At 64.8% G+C, this 14,550-nt stretch carries 13 protein-coding genes and 1 riboswitch; of the genes, 7 read left to right on the top strand and 6 right to left on the bottom strand.

Going from position 1 to position 14,550, the window contains the following annotated elements:
* Positions 1-26 precede the first annotated feature (26 nt).
* Positions 27-1,448, top strand: coding sequence for a bifunctional D-glycero-beta-D-manno-heptose-7-phosphate kinase/D-glycero-beta-D-manno-heptose 1-phosphate adenylyltransferase HldE (gene hldE / locus HU720_RS17520; protein WP_186521200.1), 1,422 nt, complete (start codon positions 27-29; stop codon positions 1,446-1,448).
* Positions 1,449-1,475: 27 nt separating this feature from the next.
* On the opposite strand, the gene HU720_RS17515 is transcribed toward hldE, so the two are convergent.
* The 4 genes from HU720_RS17515 to HU720_RS17500 form a co-directional block, all read right to left on the bottom strand.
* Positions 1,476-2,447, bottom strand: coding sequence for a metal ABC transporter ATPase (locus HU720_RS17515; RefSeq protein WP_186521199.1), 972 nt, complete (start codon positions 2,445-2,447; stop codon positions 1,476-1,478).
* A 35-nt stretch (positions 2,448-2,482) separates the two neighbouring features.
* Positions 2,483-3,295: an aldo/keto reductase gene (locus tag HU720_RS17510; RefSeq protein WP_186521198.1), complete on the bottom strand. Its 813-nt coding sequence runs from the start codon at positions 3,293-3,295 to the stop codon at positions 2,483-2,485.
* The gene (locus HU720_RS17505) at positions 3,292-4,467 is read right to left on the bottom strand and encodes an FAD-dependent oxidoreductase (RefSeq protein ID WP_186521197.1); all 1,176 of its coding nucleotides are present in this window, start codon (positions 4,465-4,467) and stop codon (positions 3,292-3,294) included. The genes HU720_RS17510 and HU720_RS17505 overlap by 4 nt, the downstream gene beginning before the upstream one ends.
* 99 nt (positions 4,468-4,566) lie before the next feature.
* Positions 4,567-4,899 (bottom strand): SMR family transporter, encoded by a 333-nt coding sequence (locus HU720_RS17500; RefSeq protein WP_186521211.1) that lies wholly within the window; start codon positions 4,897-4,899, stop codon positions 4,567-4,569.
* A gap of 92 nt (positions 4,900-4,991) precedes the next feature.
* Between HU720_RS17500 and waaA the strand changes: the two genes are divergently transcribed.
* Positions 4,992-6,263, top strand: a complete 1,272-nt coding sequence (waaA, locus tag HU720_RS17495; RefSeq protein WP_186521196.1) for a lipid IV(A) 3-deoxy-D-manno-octulosonic acid transferase — start codon at positions 4,992-4,994, stop codon at positions 6,261-6,263.
* Between the two features lie 79 nt (positions 6,264-6,342).
* Here waaA and HU720_RS17490 read toward each other — a convergent pair whose 3' ends face one another.
* Positions 6,343-7,776, bottom strand: coding sequence for a TolC family outer membrane protein (locus HU720_RS17490; RefSeq protein ID WP_186521195.1), 1,434 nt, complete (start codon positions 7,774-7,776; stop codon positions 6,343-6,345).
* Between the two features lie 158 nt (positions 7,777-7,934).
* Positions 7,935-8,041, top strand: a riboswitch (TPP riboswitch).
* Between the two features lie 155 nt (positions 8,042-8,196).
* On the opposite strand from HU720_RS17490, the gene thiC reads away from it, so the two are divergent.
* Entirely contained in the window at positions 8,197-10,077 is a 1,881-nt protein-coding gene (gene thiC / locus HU720_RS17485) for a phosphomethylpyrimidine synthase ThiC (RefSeq protein WP_186521194.1), read from the top strand.
* Positions 10,078-10,153: 76 nt separating this feature from the next.
* On the top strand, positions 10,154-11,437 hold the full coding sequence (gene cytX / locus HU720_RS17480; RefSeq protein ID WP_186521193.1) for a putative hydroxymethylpyrimidine transporter CytX: 1,284 nt from the start codon (positions 10,154-10,156) through the stop codon (positions 11,435-11,437).
* Here cytX and HU720_RS17475 read toward each other — a convergent pair.
* Entirely contained in the window at positions 11,406-12,152 is a 747-nt protein-coding gene (locus HU720_RS17475) for an RsiV family protein (RefSeq protein ID WP_186521192.1), read from the bottom strand. The two genes, cytX and HU720_RS17475, sit on opposite strands and share 32 nt — an antisense overlap.
* Before the next feature lie 184 nt (positions 12,153-12,336).
* Here HU720_RS17475 and HU720_RS17470 point away from each other — a divergent pair, with 184 nt between their 5' ends.
* From HU720_RS17470 to cpdA, 3 genes are all read left to right on the top strand, one after another.
* Positions 12,337-12,954, top strand: coding sequence for an NUDIX domain-containing protein (locus HU720_RS17470; protein ID WP_186521191.1), 618 nt, complete (start codon positions 12,337-12,339; stop codon positions 12,952-12,954).
* Positions 12,945-13,397, top strand: a complete 453-nt coding sequence (locus tag HU720_RS17465) for a DUF1249 domain-containing protein (protein WP_186521190.1) — start codon at positions 12,945-12,947, stop codon at positions 13,395-13,397. Before HU720_RS17470 ends, HU720_RS17465 begins: the two co-directional genes overlap by 10 nt.
* An 85-nt stretch (positions 13,398-13,482) precedes the next feature.
* Positions 13,483-14,286, top strand: coding sequence for a 3',5'-cyclic-AMP phosphodiesterase (gene cpdA / locus HU720_RS17460; protein WP_186521189.1), 804 nt, complete (start codon positions 13,483-13,485; stop codon positions 14,284-14,286).
* The last annotated feature ends 264 nt before the right edge of the window (positions 14,287-14,550 follow it).

Here is a 14,550-nt window from a genome sequence, read left to right as displayed (position 1 = left end):
GTTCACTTTTTCATTTCGGGTTGCCCATGAAGTTGTCCATGCCGCGTTTCGATCAAGCTCCGGTACTGGTGGTCGGCGATGTCATGCTCGACCGCTACTGGCATGGCGGTACTTCACGCATATCGCCTGAAGCACCGGTGCCGGTGGTCAAGGTCGACCAGATCGAAGACCGTCCAGGCGGCGCGGCCAACGTTGCGCTCAATATTGCAGCCCTCGGCGCGCCCGCAGCGCTGGTGGGCGTCACCGGCCAGGACGAGGCTGCCGACAGCCTGGCCAACAGCCTGCAAGCTGCCGGCGTGCGCTCGGTGTTCCAGCGCATCGCCCACCAGCCAACCATCGTCAAGCTACGGGTGATGAGCCGCCACCAGCAGTTGCTGCGCATCGACTTCGAAGAACCTTTCGCTACCGACCCGCTGTCGCTGGGCGCCGAGGTGGACGCATTGCTCGACGGGGTCAAGGTGCTGGTGCTGTCGGACTACGGCAAAGGTGCGCTGAAAAACCACCAGTCGCTGATCGAAGCCGCGCGCGCCAAAGGCATCCCGGTGCTGGCCGACCCCAAGGGGCGCGACTTTTCCATTTACCGTGGCGCCAGCCTGATCACCCCGAACCTGAGCGAGTTCGAAACCATCGTTGGCCGTTGCGCCGATGAGGCCGAACTGGTTGCCAAGGGCCTTAACCTGCTCGAAGAGCTGGACCTCGGCGCTGTGCTGGTCACCCGTGGCGAGCATGGCATGACCCTGCTGCGCACCGGCCACCCGGCCTTGCACCTGCCAGCCCGTGCCCGTGAAGTGTTCGATGTGACCGGTGCCGGTGATACCGTCATTTCTACACTGGCGGCCGCCATCGCTGCTGGCGAAGACCTGCCCCATGCGGTCGCGCTGGCCAACCTGGCCGCAGGCATCGTGGTCGGCAAGCTCGGTACCGCCGCCATCAGCGCGCCGGAGCTGCGCCGCGCCATCCAGCGCGAAGAAGGCTCCGAGCGTGGTGTGCTGGGCCTGGAGCAACTGCTGCTGGCCATCGACGATGCCCGTGCGCACAACGAGAAGATCGTCTTCACCAATGGCTGCTTCGATATCCTGCATGCCGGGCATGTTACCTACCTGGAGCAAGCCCGTGCCCAAGGCGACCGGCTGATCGTTGCAATCAACGATGACGCTTCGGTCAGCCGCCTGAAAGGGCCGGGCCGCCCGATCAACAGCGTTGACCGGCGCATGGCCGTGCTGGCCGGCCTGGGTGCAGTGGACTGGGTCATCAGTTTCAGCGAGGACACCCCGGAAAACCTGCTGCGCCAGGTCAAGCCGGATGTGCTGGTCAAGGGCGGCGACTATGGCATCGACCAAGTGGTCGGCGCCGATATCGTCAATGCCTATGGCGGCACGGTGAAAGTGCTGGGGCTGGTGGAAAACAGCTCGACCACGGCTATCGTCGAGAAAATCCGCAAGAACTGACCCACTCGCTGCGCGTTCGCGCAGCGGCTATTTTTTATGCACGCTTGCGCGAGCCCGTTGCAGCAATGCGCGGGCTTTTTCGCTGAAGCGTTGCAGGTGCCCGGCAGGTTTGCGCGGGCTTTCGGCCAGGCCCTGCTGCTTGAGCCAGTCCTTCCAGCGCACGCGCTCCTCGCGTACCACCCAGCCTTCCTGCCTGGCAAAGCTTTCGGCCAGCCACAGGCCGCGCGTGCTGGCCGGCTGTAACTGGTCCTTTTTGACCGTGTACAGCTCAGGTAGCGGCTGGCCGTCCTGTAGCGGCATCAGGTAAAGGTCGGGGCGCTTGCGGTCCAGGCGGGCGACCAGTTGGTTGCCTTCAAGCCGTTCGTCGACATGGAACAGGCTCAGTGGCCGGGCATCGCGCGGCACTTGCAGGCGCAGGTCATAGATCAGTTGCAAGGAGGCGGTGGGCAGGTGCACATAAGCCCGTGGCCGCTCCATCAGTGTCAGGTTGGCGCACTGCACCGGCCGCGCCGCGCCAGACTGCGGCGACAGCACGAACGGCGGCGCTTCGCGGTAGTGCAGGGCCGCGCTGTAGGGCGTGGGCAGCCAGGTGTCGTTGAAGCGCCCTCCCAGCCAGCCCTCGGGGGTTTCCAGCAGGCATTCCTCGGCGACCTCCTGAATGGCGGTGAGCAGAGGCAGGTTCAGCTCATGGGCGGGCACGTAGCCGGAAATCAGCTTCAGCACCACATCGCCCCGGTCCTGGCGGCGTTGGCGCACCAGCACCCAGTAATCACGGCCTTGCCAATTGAGGGTCAGGCGGACCGAAACCCCAAGGTTGGCCAGTTCGACCACGAACCGCTCGGTGTCCGGCAGTTGGATCGCCTTGCGCCGCTGCAAGGTTTGCGAGAAGTTCTGCGGCATGCCGACGCCCTGGTAGCTCAGGCCATCGGCACTGGCCTCGACATGCAGCGCCAGGGTTTTGAAGTTGCTTGGGTTCTTGCGGATCAGCGTACGCGCCACAAAGCTCCTCCTCCTGTTGGGCCGGGCCTCGCGGCTTAACGCCGGCCGAGGATCCGCGCCACGGTGGCCACGTTATGGGCCAGGTGCACCGGGTTGATGGTGCCGACGATGGCGCTGTGCACGCCGGGGTGGGCAAACAGTAATTCGAAGCTGGCCTGCACCGGGTCGATGCCCGGTGCCAGGCACGCATGCCCGCTGGCCAGGGCCTTTTTCACCAGGATTGCCTTGCCATGCTCGGCAGCGTAGTCCAGCACCGGCCGCTCGGCTTGCTCGTTGAGGTTGTAGGTGACCATGGCGCAGTCGCCCTGCTGCAGGGCTTTGAGGCCCCCGGCGACAGTCTTGCCGGAGAAACCATAGCCTAGAATCTTGCCTTCCTGCTTCAGCGCAGCGAGGGTTTCATACACGGCTTCCTGCTCAAGAATGTGCAGGTCGTTGCCATCGGAGTGCACCAGCACCAGCTCGATACGGTCGGTTTCAAGGCGCTTGAGGCTACGCTCGACCGAACGCCGGGTGTGCGCTGCGCTGAAATCGAAGTGCGACAGGCCGCTGTCGAATTCTTCGCCCACCTTGCTGACGATCACCCATTCATCGCGCTGGCCGCGCAGCAGCGGGCCGAGGCGCTGTTCGCTCAAACCATAGGCGGGCGCGGTGTCGAGCAGGTTGATACCCATATCGCGGGCCTGGCCCAGCAGCAGGCGGGCGGCGTCGTCATCGGGGATGGTAAAGCCGTTGGGGTATTTCACGCCTTGGTCGCGGCCAAGCTTCACCGTACCCAGGCCCAGTGGCGACACGCGCAGCCCGGTGCTGCCTAGGGCGCGATGGTGGTCGTGCAGGGTTGGCAGGCTCATGGCAGCAGTTGCTCCCAGGCCGCAACGCCGAGGGCCGGGCGTGGCAGGCCGCTGAGGTCGGGCTGCGCCTGCGGGCGGATGCCGTCGCGCTGGAAGCTCGCCAGCACGCGGTCGGCAAAGTCCGGGGCCAGGGCCAGTTTGGTCGGCCAGCCCACCAGCAGGCGCTGCTGCTCGGCCAGAAACGCGTTGTCCGGGCGCACCAGGCCAGATTGCGCAGGCTCGGCGCGTTCGACGCGCAGCGTGGCCCAGCGCACCAGGCTTTGATCGACCCACGGCAGCAGGCCGGCGATTTCCTTCTGGGCGGCGGCAATTTGCGCGGCTGCATCGCGGGCCACGCCGTCGGCCTCGGCCAGGTCGCCGCCCAGGTACCACACCCATTGGCCGTCTGCGGCCGGGTGGGTGGTGACAGTGACCCGTGGTTTGGGGCCGCCGCCCAGGCAATGGGCGTACAAGGGTTTGAGGTTAGGGCCTTTGGCCAGCACCATGTGCAATGGCCGGCGCTGCATGGCCGGCTGGGTCAGGCCCAGGGCGTGCAGCAGGTCTTCGGTGCCGCCGCCGGCGCTCAATACCACGCGCTGGGCGCGGATCTCGCGGCCATCGACACGCAGGCCGACCAGTTCGCCGGCATCGTGCAGCGGCTCGATATGTTCACCGGCCAGCAAACTGTCGCCGGCCAGTTGTGCCAGGTTGGCCAGCAGCGTGGGCACGTCGATGACCAGCTCTGCCAGGCGATACACCTTGCCCTTGAAGCGGCCGTCTTGCAGGGCTGGCGGTAGTTGCTCGCCCTTGACCTGGTCGACCCGGCCGCGCACGGCCTTGCTGGCAAAGAAGCTGGTGAGGTTGCCGGCCAGGGTGCCGGGGGACCACAGGTAGTGGGCGTCGGACAGCAGGCGGGTGCTGCCCAGGTCCAGTTCGCCGTTGCCGGCCAGCGCTTCGCGCCAGCGCCGGGGCATGTCGGCAATGGCTTCGGAGGCGCCGGTCAGCGCCCCGTGCAGGGCGTACTTGGTGCCGCCATGAATGATGCCTTGGGACTTGATGGTCTGCTCGCCGCCCAGGGTTGCGCGCTCCACCAGTACTGTCGAATAGCCCTGGCGGCGCAGCCGGGCATTGAGCCAGAGGCCTGCGACCCCGGCGCCGACGATCAGCACGTCAGTGGAAATGGCAGATGGCATGCGTGCACCTCGAAAGCTTGGACAGGTGCGCAGTATACAGGCTGTGCGAGTTTGCCGTCGTGACCACGGGCAAGCAGCGCGGCGCCGCTGCCCGTTGGGTCAGTGCCCGGAGCTGTTGGAGAACAGCTGGATCACCACCACCCCACCGACGATCATGGCCATGCCCAGCATCGCCGGCAGGTCCAGCTTTTGCCCGTAGATCACCAGCGCGGCCACGCTGATCAGCACGATGCCCAGGCCCGACCAGATGGCATAGGCGATACCCACCGGGATGCTGCGCACCACCAAGGTCAGCATCCAGAACGCGACCGCGTAGCCGCAGATCATCAGCACCAGCGGTAGCGGCGTACTGATGCCCTTTACCGCTTTCATCGAGGCGGTGGCGATGACTTCGGCAACAATGGCGATGGCCAGATAGATATAGGCGTTCAAGGCGGATTCTCCGTGGCAGTCGGCCATTCTAGGCCAATCCTGGCCATTGCTGTAAGGCGTACTGCGGAGCTGATCAGGTAAACTCCGCCGCCATGAACAGAACTCTTTATACCCTGCTGTTTCACCTAGGCCTGCCGCTGGTTGCGCTGCGCCTGTTCCTGCGTGGGCGCAAGGCACCAGCCTACCGTGCGCGCATTGCCGAGCGCTTTGCCTGGCGCATGCCGGCGCTGCGCCAGGGCGGTATCTGGGTGCATGCGGTGTCGGTGGGCGAGAGCATCGCGGCGGCGCCGATGGTGCGCGCGCTGCTGGCGCAATACCCAGACTTGCCGATCACCCTCACCTGCATGACCCCGACCGGGTCCGAGCGCATCCAGGCCCTGTTCGCGGGCGAACCACGGGTGCAGCACTGCTACCTGCCGTATGACTTACCGTGGGCGGCCGGGCGCTTTCTCGACCATGTGCGCCCGCGCCTGGGCATCATCATGGAGACCGAGCTGTGGCCCAACCACATCGACCAGTGCGCCAGGCGCGGTATCCCGGTGGTGCTGGCCAATGCGCGACTCTCCGAACGCTCGGCCCGAGGCTACGCGCGGTTCGCCGGGCTGACCCGGCCGATGCTTGAGCAAATGAGCCTGATTGCCGTGCAGACCGAAGCTGAGGCCGAGCGTTTTCGCAGCCTTGGCGCGCGCCCGCACTGCGTGCAGGTGACCGGCTCGATCAAGTTCGACCTGAAGGTGGATGCGCAGTTGCTGCCCGCTGCCCGCGAGCTGCGCGAGCAGTGGGGCGCCAGCCTGCGCCCGGTGTGGATCGCCGCCAGTACCCATGACGGCGAGGATGCGCAGATTCTCGAGGCCCACCGGCAGTTGCTCGAAGTGCATGCTGATGCGCTGCTGATTCTGGTGCCGCGCCACCCTGAACGTTTCAATGCCGTGCATGCGCTGTGTGCCGAACGCTTCGTTACCGTACGCCGCTCCAGCGCGCACGCGGTGGGTGGGCAAACCCAGGTGCTGCTTGGCGATACCATGGGCGAGCTGCTGTTCTTGTATGCGCTGGCCGACATCGCCTTCGTGGGCGGCAGCCTGGTCGCCACTGGCGGGCATAACCCGCTGGAGCCGGCAGCGCTGGCATTGCCGGTGATCATGGGGCCGCATGTGTTCAACTTCCTCGAAATCAGCGCGATGTTGCGCGAAGCCGGGGCCTTGCAGCAGGTCGATGATGCCCAAGGGCTGGCCCAGGCGGTGCGCCGGCTGGTGGAGTTGCCGCAGGATGCCCGGCGCATGGGCGAGGCGGGCAGGGCGGTGATGCAGGCCAATCAAGGCGCGTTGCAGCGCTTGCTCGATGGCGTGGCGGCTCTTCTGCGCTAAACAGCATCGCGGGGCAAGCCCGCTCCCACAGATGTCAGGCCCCTGTGGGAGCGGGCTTGCCCCGCGATGCGTATGACGCTCAAGGCCTGCGTTCGAAATTTTTTGCCGCTGCTGCCGCCAGGTCGGGTGGCAGGAAGTCTTTGTCGGGGTTGTAGTCGGCTTTCAGGTAACGCCCCAGGTCCTGCAAGTCTTGCGGGCTGAGGGTGCCGGCGGCCTGTTTGAGGCGCAGGTTGTCGAGGATGTAGTCATAGCGGCTGTTGTTGTAGTCGCGCACCGAGGTGTACAGCTGGCGCTGGGCATCCAGGACATCGACGATGTTGCGCGTACCCACCTGGTAACCGATTTCGGTCGCCTCCAGCGCACTCTGGTTGGAGATGATCGACTGCTTGCGCGCCTGCACCTGCTCGACGTCGGTATTCACCGCCCGGTGCAGGTTGCGGGTGTTCTCCACCACCTGGCGGCGCAGGCTCTCGCGCTGCTGCTCGCTCTGGCTCAGCCGTGCATAGGCCTCGCGCACCTGTGAACTGGTCAGCCCGCCGCTGTAGATCGGGATGTTCAGTTGCAAGCCGACGCTGGTCTGCTCGACGTCGCCGCCATAACGCACGCCATTCTGCGACGGGTTGCTAAAGCCCAGGCTATCGTTGTCACCTTTCTGATAGCGCGCCACCGCGTCCACGGTGGGCGCATGCCCTGCCTTGCGCTGGCGCAGGGTCTCTTCAGCGGCGCTGACGGCGTGGTTGGTGGCCAGCAGGTTGAGGTTCTGGCGCCCGGCGGTCTCGACCCAGGCCTTGGCATCATTGGGGGTGGGCACCTGCACCGGCAGGCTGTGCACCACGCCTTGAAGCGAGCTGTACTGGCGGTTGGTCAGGGTGATCAGCGCCTCGAAGGCGTCCTGTACCTGGCGCTCGGCGATGATCCGGTTGGCCCGCGCCGTGTCATAGCTGGCCTGCGATTGCAGCACATCGGTCTTGTCCGAAAGGCCCACATCGAAACGCTCGTTGGACTGGTCGAGCTGGCGCTTGAACGCGGCTTCCTCGGCCTTGGTCGATGCCAGGCTGTCCTGGGCGCGCAGCACGCTGAAGTAGCTTTCGGCACTTTGCAGAATCAGGTTCTGCTCGGTGGCCGACAGCTCCAGCGCTGCCTGTTCGTTGACCGCCTCGGCGGCCTGCAACTGGAACCAGCGGTCGGCGCGGAAAATCGGCTGGGCCAGGGTGGCGCTCCAGGAGTTGCCGCTGCGGTTGGAGGTGACCGAGGGTTCGTCGAGCCTGGTGCGGGTGTTCATCATTTCGGCGCCGGCCGACAGGTTCGGCAGCAGGCCGGCACGGGCCTGGGGCACCACTTCGCGGCGGGCGCCATAGTCGGCGCGGGCGGCTGCCAGGTCGGCATTGTTGTCTACCGCTTCCTGGTAGACGCTGACCAGGTCGGTCTTGACCGTTGGTGGCGGATCCACTGCCCAGGCTACTGCGTTGGACGCACAAGACACGGCAATTGCCAGTGAAAGTTTGCGCAGCATAGGACAATCCTTGATCAGGGTTTATTTACTGTACTGTCGAGTACCGGCGATGCGCCAGTGTAGTGCCGAGCGCCGCTGCGAACAATCCGCGTCTGCACCATTGGTCATGCCCGGTGCAAGCCGCTTGGCTTTGCCGACCACTCCAGTCTAGACTGCGCATGTTCTTGTCGGGGTGCCTTGATGCAAAGGCTGAGATCGGTAGTTTCCGGATCCCGTTGAACCTGATCAGGTTAGCGCCTGCGTAGGGAACAAGATTGCTCTCACTTCCCGGGAGCCTCTTGTGCCAGGTCCGGGATTGTCGCAGCTCACGCTCGATGGCACTCCATGTCTTTGGCACTGCACCCAGTAATGGGCTGCATCCGCGTCCTTCAGGTTCTTCCCCGACATTTCTTCCGCTGGAAGCCGTCTGGAGAGCCTGTGATGAGCAAACAAGAAAAAACGATCCACCTCAGCGAATCGGCGCAAGTCGATCAGCAGTCCGTGCAACCGCTGCCCAATTCGCGCAAGGTCTACGTCCAAGGCTCGCGCCCCGACATCCGCGTGCCCATGCGCGAGATCAGCCTGCACGACACCCCCACCGACTTCGGCGGCGAGAAGAACGCCCCGGTGCTGGTCTATGACACCTCCGGCCCCTACACCGACCCTGACGTCATCATCGACGTGCGCAAGGGCCTGGGCGATGTGCGCTCGGCCTGGATCGACGCCCGTGGCGACACCGAGCGCCTCGCCGGCCTGAGCTCCAACTTCGGCCAGCAGCGCCTGGGCGACGCCGAACTGACCAAGCTGCGCTTTGCCCATGTGCGCAACCCGCGCCGGGCCAAGGCCGGCGCCAACGTCACGCAGATGCACTATGCCCGCCAAGGCATCATCACCGCCGAGATGGAATATGTGGCCATCCGCGAGAACATGAAACTGCAGGAAGCCCGCGCCGCCGGCCTGCTCAACCAGCAGCACCCCGGCCACAGCTTTGGTGCCAGCATCCCGAAAGAAATCACCGCCGAGTTCGTGCGCGAAGAAATCGCCCGTGGCCGTGCGATCATCCCGGCCAACATCAACCACACCGAACTTGAGCCGATGATCATCGGCCGCAACTTCCTGGTGAAGATCAACGGCAACATCGGCAACAGCGCCCTGGGTTCCTCGATCGAGGAAGAAGTGGCCAAGCTGACCTGGGGTATCCGCTGGGGCTCGGACACGGTCATGGACCTGTCCACCGGCAAGCACATCCACGAAACCCGCGAGTGGATCATCCGCAACTCGCCAGTGCCGATCGGGACCGTGCCCATTTACCAGGCGCTGGAAAAGGTCGGCGGCGTGGCCGAGGACCTGACCTGGGAGCTGTTCCGCGACACCCTCATCGAGCAAGCGGAGCAGGGCGTGGACTACTTCACCATCCACGCCGGTGTGCTGCTGCGCTATGTGCCGCTGACAGCCAAGCGCGTGACCGGCATCGTCAGCCGGGGTGGCTCGATCATGGCCAAGTGGTGCCTGGCGCACCACAAAGAGAACTTCCTGTACACGCACTTCGATGAGATCTGCGAAATCATGAAGGCCTATGACGTCAGCTTCTCGCTGGGTGACGGCCTGCGCCCGGGTTCGATTGCCGACGCCAACGACGCGGCGCAGTTCGGCGAGCTGGAAACCCTCGGCGAGCTGACCAAGATTGCCTGGAAGCACGATGTGCAGTGCATGATCGAAGGCCCAGGCCACGTGCCGATGCAACTGATCAAGGAGAACATGGACAAGCAGCTTGAATGCTGCGACGAGGCGCCGTTCTACACCCTTGGCCCGCTGACCACCGACATTGCGCCGGGCTACGACCACATCACCTCGGGGATTGGCGCGGCGATGATCGGCTGGTTCGGTTGCGCCATGCTTTGCTACGTCACGCCCAAGGAGCACCTGGGGCTGCCGAACAAGGATGACGTCAAGACCGGCATCATTACCTACAAGATCGCCGCCCATGCAGCCGACCTTGCCAAGGGCCACCCTGGCGCGCAGATCCGCGACAACGCGCTGTCCAAGGCGCGTTTCGAGTTCCGCTGGGAAGACCAGTTCAACCTCGGCCTGGACCCAGACACCGCGCGCTCGTTCCACGACGAAACGCTGCCCAAGGAGTCGGCCAAGGTTGCGCACTTCTGTTCGATGTGCGGGCCGAAGTTCTGCTCGATGAAGATCACCCAGGAAGTGCGCGAGTACGCCGCGCGCATCGAGACCGTCGATGTCGAGGTGGAGCAAGGCATGCGCGAGCAGGCCGAGCGCTTCCGCCAGGAAGGCAGCCAGCTGTACCAGAAAGTCTGACCAGTAGCCGCCTGGGGCCGCAAAGCGGCCCCAAACCCCACGCTGACCTTCATCTAAAGTTACCCGGCGAACAATAATGACCACACCCAGCCATTTCTCCCCCGACCACCCGGTCCCCCTCCAGCACCGCCAGTTTGGCGCCCGCGACCTGTTCTCGCTGTGGTTTTCCCTCGGCATCGGCCTGATGGTGCTGCAGGTCGGCGGCCTGCTGGCGCCGGGCCTGGGCCTGGCCGGTGCGCTGCTGGCGATTGTGCTGGGTACGGCAGTGGGCGTGCTGTTGCTGGCATCGGCCGGCGTCATTGGCAGTGACACCGGCCTGTCGGCCATGGGCACCTTGCGCCTGACCCTGGGCAGCCACGGCGTGCGCCTGCCGGCGTTGCTCAACCTGCTGCAACTGGTGGGTTGGGGCTCGTTCGAGATCATCGTCATGCGTGATGCCGCAAGCCTGTTGGGTGCGCGCACGTTCGGCGAGGCCAGCACCTGGAGCAGCCCACTGTTATGGACCCTGTGCTTCGGTGCGCTGGCTACCCTGCTTGCGGTCAGCGGGCCGCTGGCGTTCGTGCGCAAGGTGCTGCGCAAATGGGGGATCTGGCTGTTGCTCGGCGCCTGCCTGTGGCTGACCTGGAACTTGTTCGCCAAGGCGGACCTGGCCGACCTCTGGCGCCGACCTGGCGATGGCTCGCTGTCGCTGGCGCTGGGCTTTGACATAGTGATCGCCATGCCGCTTTCGTGGCTGCCGCTGATCGCCGACTATTCACGCTTCGGCCAGCGGGCCAGCCGCGTTTTCGGCGGCACCGCGCTGGGCTTTTTCCTGGGCAATGCCTGGCTGATGAGCCTAGGCGTGGCCTACACCCTGGCGTTTGCCCCCAGCGGCGAGGTCAATGCGCTGTTGCTGGCGCTGGCGGGCGCCGGGCTGGGCATCCCGTTGCTGCTGATCCTGCTCGATGAGTCGGAAAACGCCTTTGCCGACATCCACTCGGCGGCGGTATCGACGGGGCTGCTGCTCAAATTCAAGGTCGAGCACCTGGCGCTGACCATTGGCCTGCTCTGCACCTCGATCGCGCTGCTGGCGCCGCTGGCGCAATACCAGAACTTCCTGCTGCTGATCGGTTCGGTGTTCGCGCCGTTGTTCGGCGTGGTGCTGGTCGACCACTTTGTGGTCCGTCGTCGGCGCCTGCCGGCCCGTGTTGGTGGGCTGCACTGGCCAGCGCTGCTGGCCTGGGCGGTGGGGGTGGGGGCCTATCACCTGCTGGCCAACCAGGCGCCGGAGCTTGGCGCAACCCTGCCAGCGCTGCTGCTGGCAGGGTTGCTGTACGGCCTGCTAGCGCTTAGCCGCGGCCGGGAAACAGCTCAGGCTTGAGCACGCCGTTCAGGCGTGGGTAGGGGATTTTCAGCTCGACGTGGCCCATGGAGTAGGGCGCAATGGCGTTGACTTCATACTTCACCACCACCGCGCCATAGGTCAGGGCAATGTGCGGCGATGTGCGGAACGGCCAGGTTTTGACGAACTCGGCGTCCTTGTCCATGCCGGTGCTGATCTGCCAGGCGCGGTGCGATTCCTCGACGGTCTTCCAGAACGTCTCGGCCTGGCCGGGCAGCAGCATGTCGTCCAGGGTCAGCACCTTGTCCAGCTTGCGCGAATAGTTGATGAACGCCCGCCCCGGCATGCCATGGGCGCCGCCGCTGTCGAGGTAGCTGGACAGCTCGATGATCACCAGTCCGTCATGCTGCTCGCGTACCTTGGCTTGCAGGTAGCTGCTGTTGCGCTTGTCGGCGGTGGCCAGGTACTGCTGCTCGTAAGCTTGCAGCGAGGCCGGCGCTGCGCCGCGCTGGTTGTCTTCGGTCAACTGCAGCAGGCGTTTTTCAACGATGGCATCGAGCTTGGGCAGCGCGGGGAAGTGCACGGTGTCGATATTCACCAACGGGCAGTCGCTTTCGCTGCAGCCGGGCTTGATGTGCTCCCAGGCCTCGCGTTTGACCTCGAGCGGCGCGCGGTAATTGGGGGTGAACAGGCTCTGGCAGGCGCCGAGGGCGAGGGCCAGAACGGCCACGCAAGTCAGTTTGACGAGGGTCATGGTGCCTCTTGAACAACGATGATGATCGGCCTTGGACCGCCTGCGCGGCCTTCAGTTCGCCACTAAGCTAACAGAGAGCGTAGCGCCTGTCCCGGCTGCGCGAACGGTCGCCGCAAAGGGGTGAAAACGGGCGGCACGCAGAGTAGGATTGCGCGATGCGGTAAACAGGTCTTAAGGAGTTTGCATGACGGATACGCCGAAGCTTGTGCCCGACCAGGTCGAAATCACCCGCCGGGAACAACTGTTCAAGGGCTTCTACAAGCTCGACAAGCTCCACCTGCGCCACGAGTTGTTCGCCGGCGGCATGAGCCGCGAGTTCACCCGCGAACTGTTCGTGCGCCATGACGCGGTCTGCGTGCTGCCATACGACCCGCAGCGCGACGAAGTGGTGCTGATCGAGCAGTTCCGCGTGGGTGCCATGGGCAAGGTCAGCAACCCGTGGCTGATCGAAATGGTCGCCGGCCTTATCGACAAGGACGAGCAGCCCGAAGAAGTGGCTCATCGTGAAGCCGAAGAGGAAGCGGGCTTGACCTTCAGCGCGCTGTGGCCGATGACGCGGTATTTCCCGTCCCCTGGCGGCAGTGATGAGTTCGTCCACCTGTTCCTGGGGCGCTGCAGCAGCGAAGGCGCGGGCGGCCTGCACGGCCTTGACGGAGAAAACGAAGACATCCGCGTGCGCGTGTGGTTGTTCGAGGATGCCCTGCAAGCGGTACGCGACGGGCGCATCTGCAACGCCGCGGCTATTATCGGCCTGCAATGGCTGGCTCTTAACCGTGACGAAGTCCGAGGTATGTGGAAGTGAACTTGCTGCGTGAGCGCTATCGGGTCGATCTGGCCGGGTTGCAATCGGCCTGTGAGGCCAACTATGCCCGGCTGATGCAGCTGTTGCCGGATATGCGCACCACGCAAAGCTCGCGGCGTATCGGCATGACCCAAGGCGACCAGATGCTCGGCGTGCTGGTGCTCGAAGTGTTGCTGGCCTGCCCGTACACCACCACCCTGCGCATTCGCCAGGAACACAGCCTGCCGTGGCTGCCGGTGCCGGAGCTCGAAGTGCAGGTGTACCACGATGCGCGCATGGCCGAAGTGGTCAGCGCCGAGCACGCCAGGCGGCTGCGCAGCATTTACCCATACCCCAACAACGCGATGCACCAGCCGGACGAAAAAGCCCAGCTGAACCTGTTCCTTGGCGAATGGCTGAGCCACTGCCTGGCCTGCGGCCATGAACTGGTGGCCGTGCGCTGAAATGTGACGTGGTTTGGGTTGGCGTATTTGCTCACGCGTCATGCACCGCCATAATCGCTGCTGAATCCGCTTGAGGAGACGGCCGTTGCCGCACCCATCTTCCTACCCGTCACCCGTGCATGTGGTGCAAGTGACCGACGCCCACCTGTTTGCCGACCCGGCAGGCACCTTGCTGGGCCTCGATACCCGCGCCAGCCTCAGCCATGTGCTTGGCCAGGTGCGCCGCGAGCAGCCGCGTATCGATCTGGTGCTGTGCACGGGCGACCTGTCCCAGGACGCAAGCCGTGCCTCCTACGAAGCGTTTCGCGATCTGACCGATAGCCTGGGTGCCCCGACCCGCTGGTTGCCGGGCAACCACGATGAAGCCCGGGTCATGGCCGAAGTGGCGCCGCACTTGGTGCAGGCGGTTACCGATATCGGCGCCTGGCGTATCGTCATGCTGGATTCGGCAGTGATCGGCGCCACCGTCGGGTTGCTCGACGAGCAGCAACTGGCGGTGCTGGACGAGGCGTTGACCACAGCCGGCGCGCGCTATTGCCTGGTGTGCTGTCACCATCAGCCGGTGGATATCGGCTGTGCCTGGATGGCGCCCATCGGCCTGCGCAACGCCGATGCGCTGCTAGCGCGGGTAAAGCGTTATCCACAGGTCAAGGCCGTGCTGTGGGGGCATGTACATCAGGAATACGACCAGGAGCATGAAGGTGTGCGTTACCTGGCCACGCCCTCGACCTGCATCCAGTTCGCGTCCGGCAGTGAGGACTTCAAGGTCAGCGAAGAGCAACCCGGCTACCGCTGGCTGCGCCTGCATGACGACGGCAGGCTGGACACCGGCGTGGAGCGGGCGCTGGATTTTGTGGTGACCCTGGACTTCGACAGCCCTGGCTATTAATAGCGCGATGGCTTGCGATAACTGACAGGCATCAGGGCAAGCCCACTGCACCTCGGTTATGTGCCACCTGCACGGGCCTCATCGCAGGCTGGCGCCAGCTCCCACAGTTAACGCGCCCGTCTCGAATTTGGGGGCTGACACCGACCCTGAGGGAGATTCCAGGGGTTCGGGCCAGTCGCTTTTGATTGTGTAGGAGCGGCCTTGTGTCGCGAAAGGGCTGCGGAGCAGCCCCAGCGATTCTGGTGGGTGCGCAGATCCTGGGGC

Source organism: Pseudomonas sp. SWRI51, from assembly GCF_014268825.1.
GTDB lineage: Bacteria > Pseudomonadota > Gammaproteobacteria > Pseudomonadales > Pseudomonadaceae > Aquipseudomonas > Aquipseudomonas farsensis.
The sequence above is the reverse complement of the archived record's forward strand: the minus strand, read 5'-3'. Positions and strand labels throughout refer to the sequence as shown.

Excerpts from the sequence above, each read along its gene's own strand:
- hldE (WP_186521200.1), top strand. The coding sequence starts at position 27 with ATGAAGTTGTCCATGCCGCGTTTCGATCAAGCTCCGGTACTGGTGGTC.
- HU720_RS17510 (WP_186521198.1), bottom strand. The coding sequence starts at position 3,295 with ATGAGCCTGCCAACCCTGCACGACCACCATCGCGCCCTAGGCAGCACC.
- HU720_RS17505 (WP_186521197.1), bottom strand. The coding sequence starts at position 4,467 with ATGCCATCTGCCATTTCCACTGACGTGCTGATCGTCGGCGCCGGGGTC.
- waaA (WP_186521196.1), top strand. The coding sequence starts at position 4,992 with ATGAACAGAACTCTTTATACCCTGCTGTTTCACCTAGGCCTGCCGCTG.
- HU720_RS17490 (WP_186521195.1), bottom strand. The coding sequence starts at position 7,776 with ATGCTGCGCAAACTTTCACTGGCAATTGCCGTGTCTTGTGCGTCCAAC.
- thiC (WP_186521194.1), top strand. The coding sequence starts at position 8,197 with ATGAGCAAACAAGAAAAAACGATCCACCTCAGCGAATCGGCGCAAGTC.
- cytX (WP_186521193.1), top strand. The coding sequence starts at position 10,154 with ATGACCACACCCAGCCATTTCTCCCCCGACCACCCGGTCCCCCTCCAG.
- HU720_RS17475 (WP_186521192.1), bottom strand. The coding sequence starts at position 12,152 with ATGACCCTCGTCAAACTGACTTGCGTGGCCGTTCTGGCCCTCGCCCTC.
- HU720_RS17470 (WP_186521191.1), top strand. The coding sequence starts at position 12,337 with ATGACGGATACGCCGAAGCTTGTGCCCGACCAGGTCGAAATCACCCGC.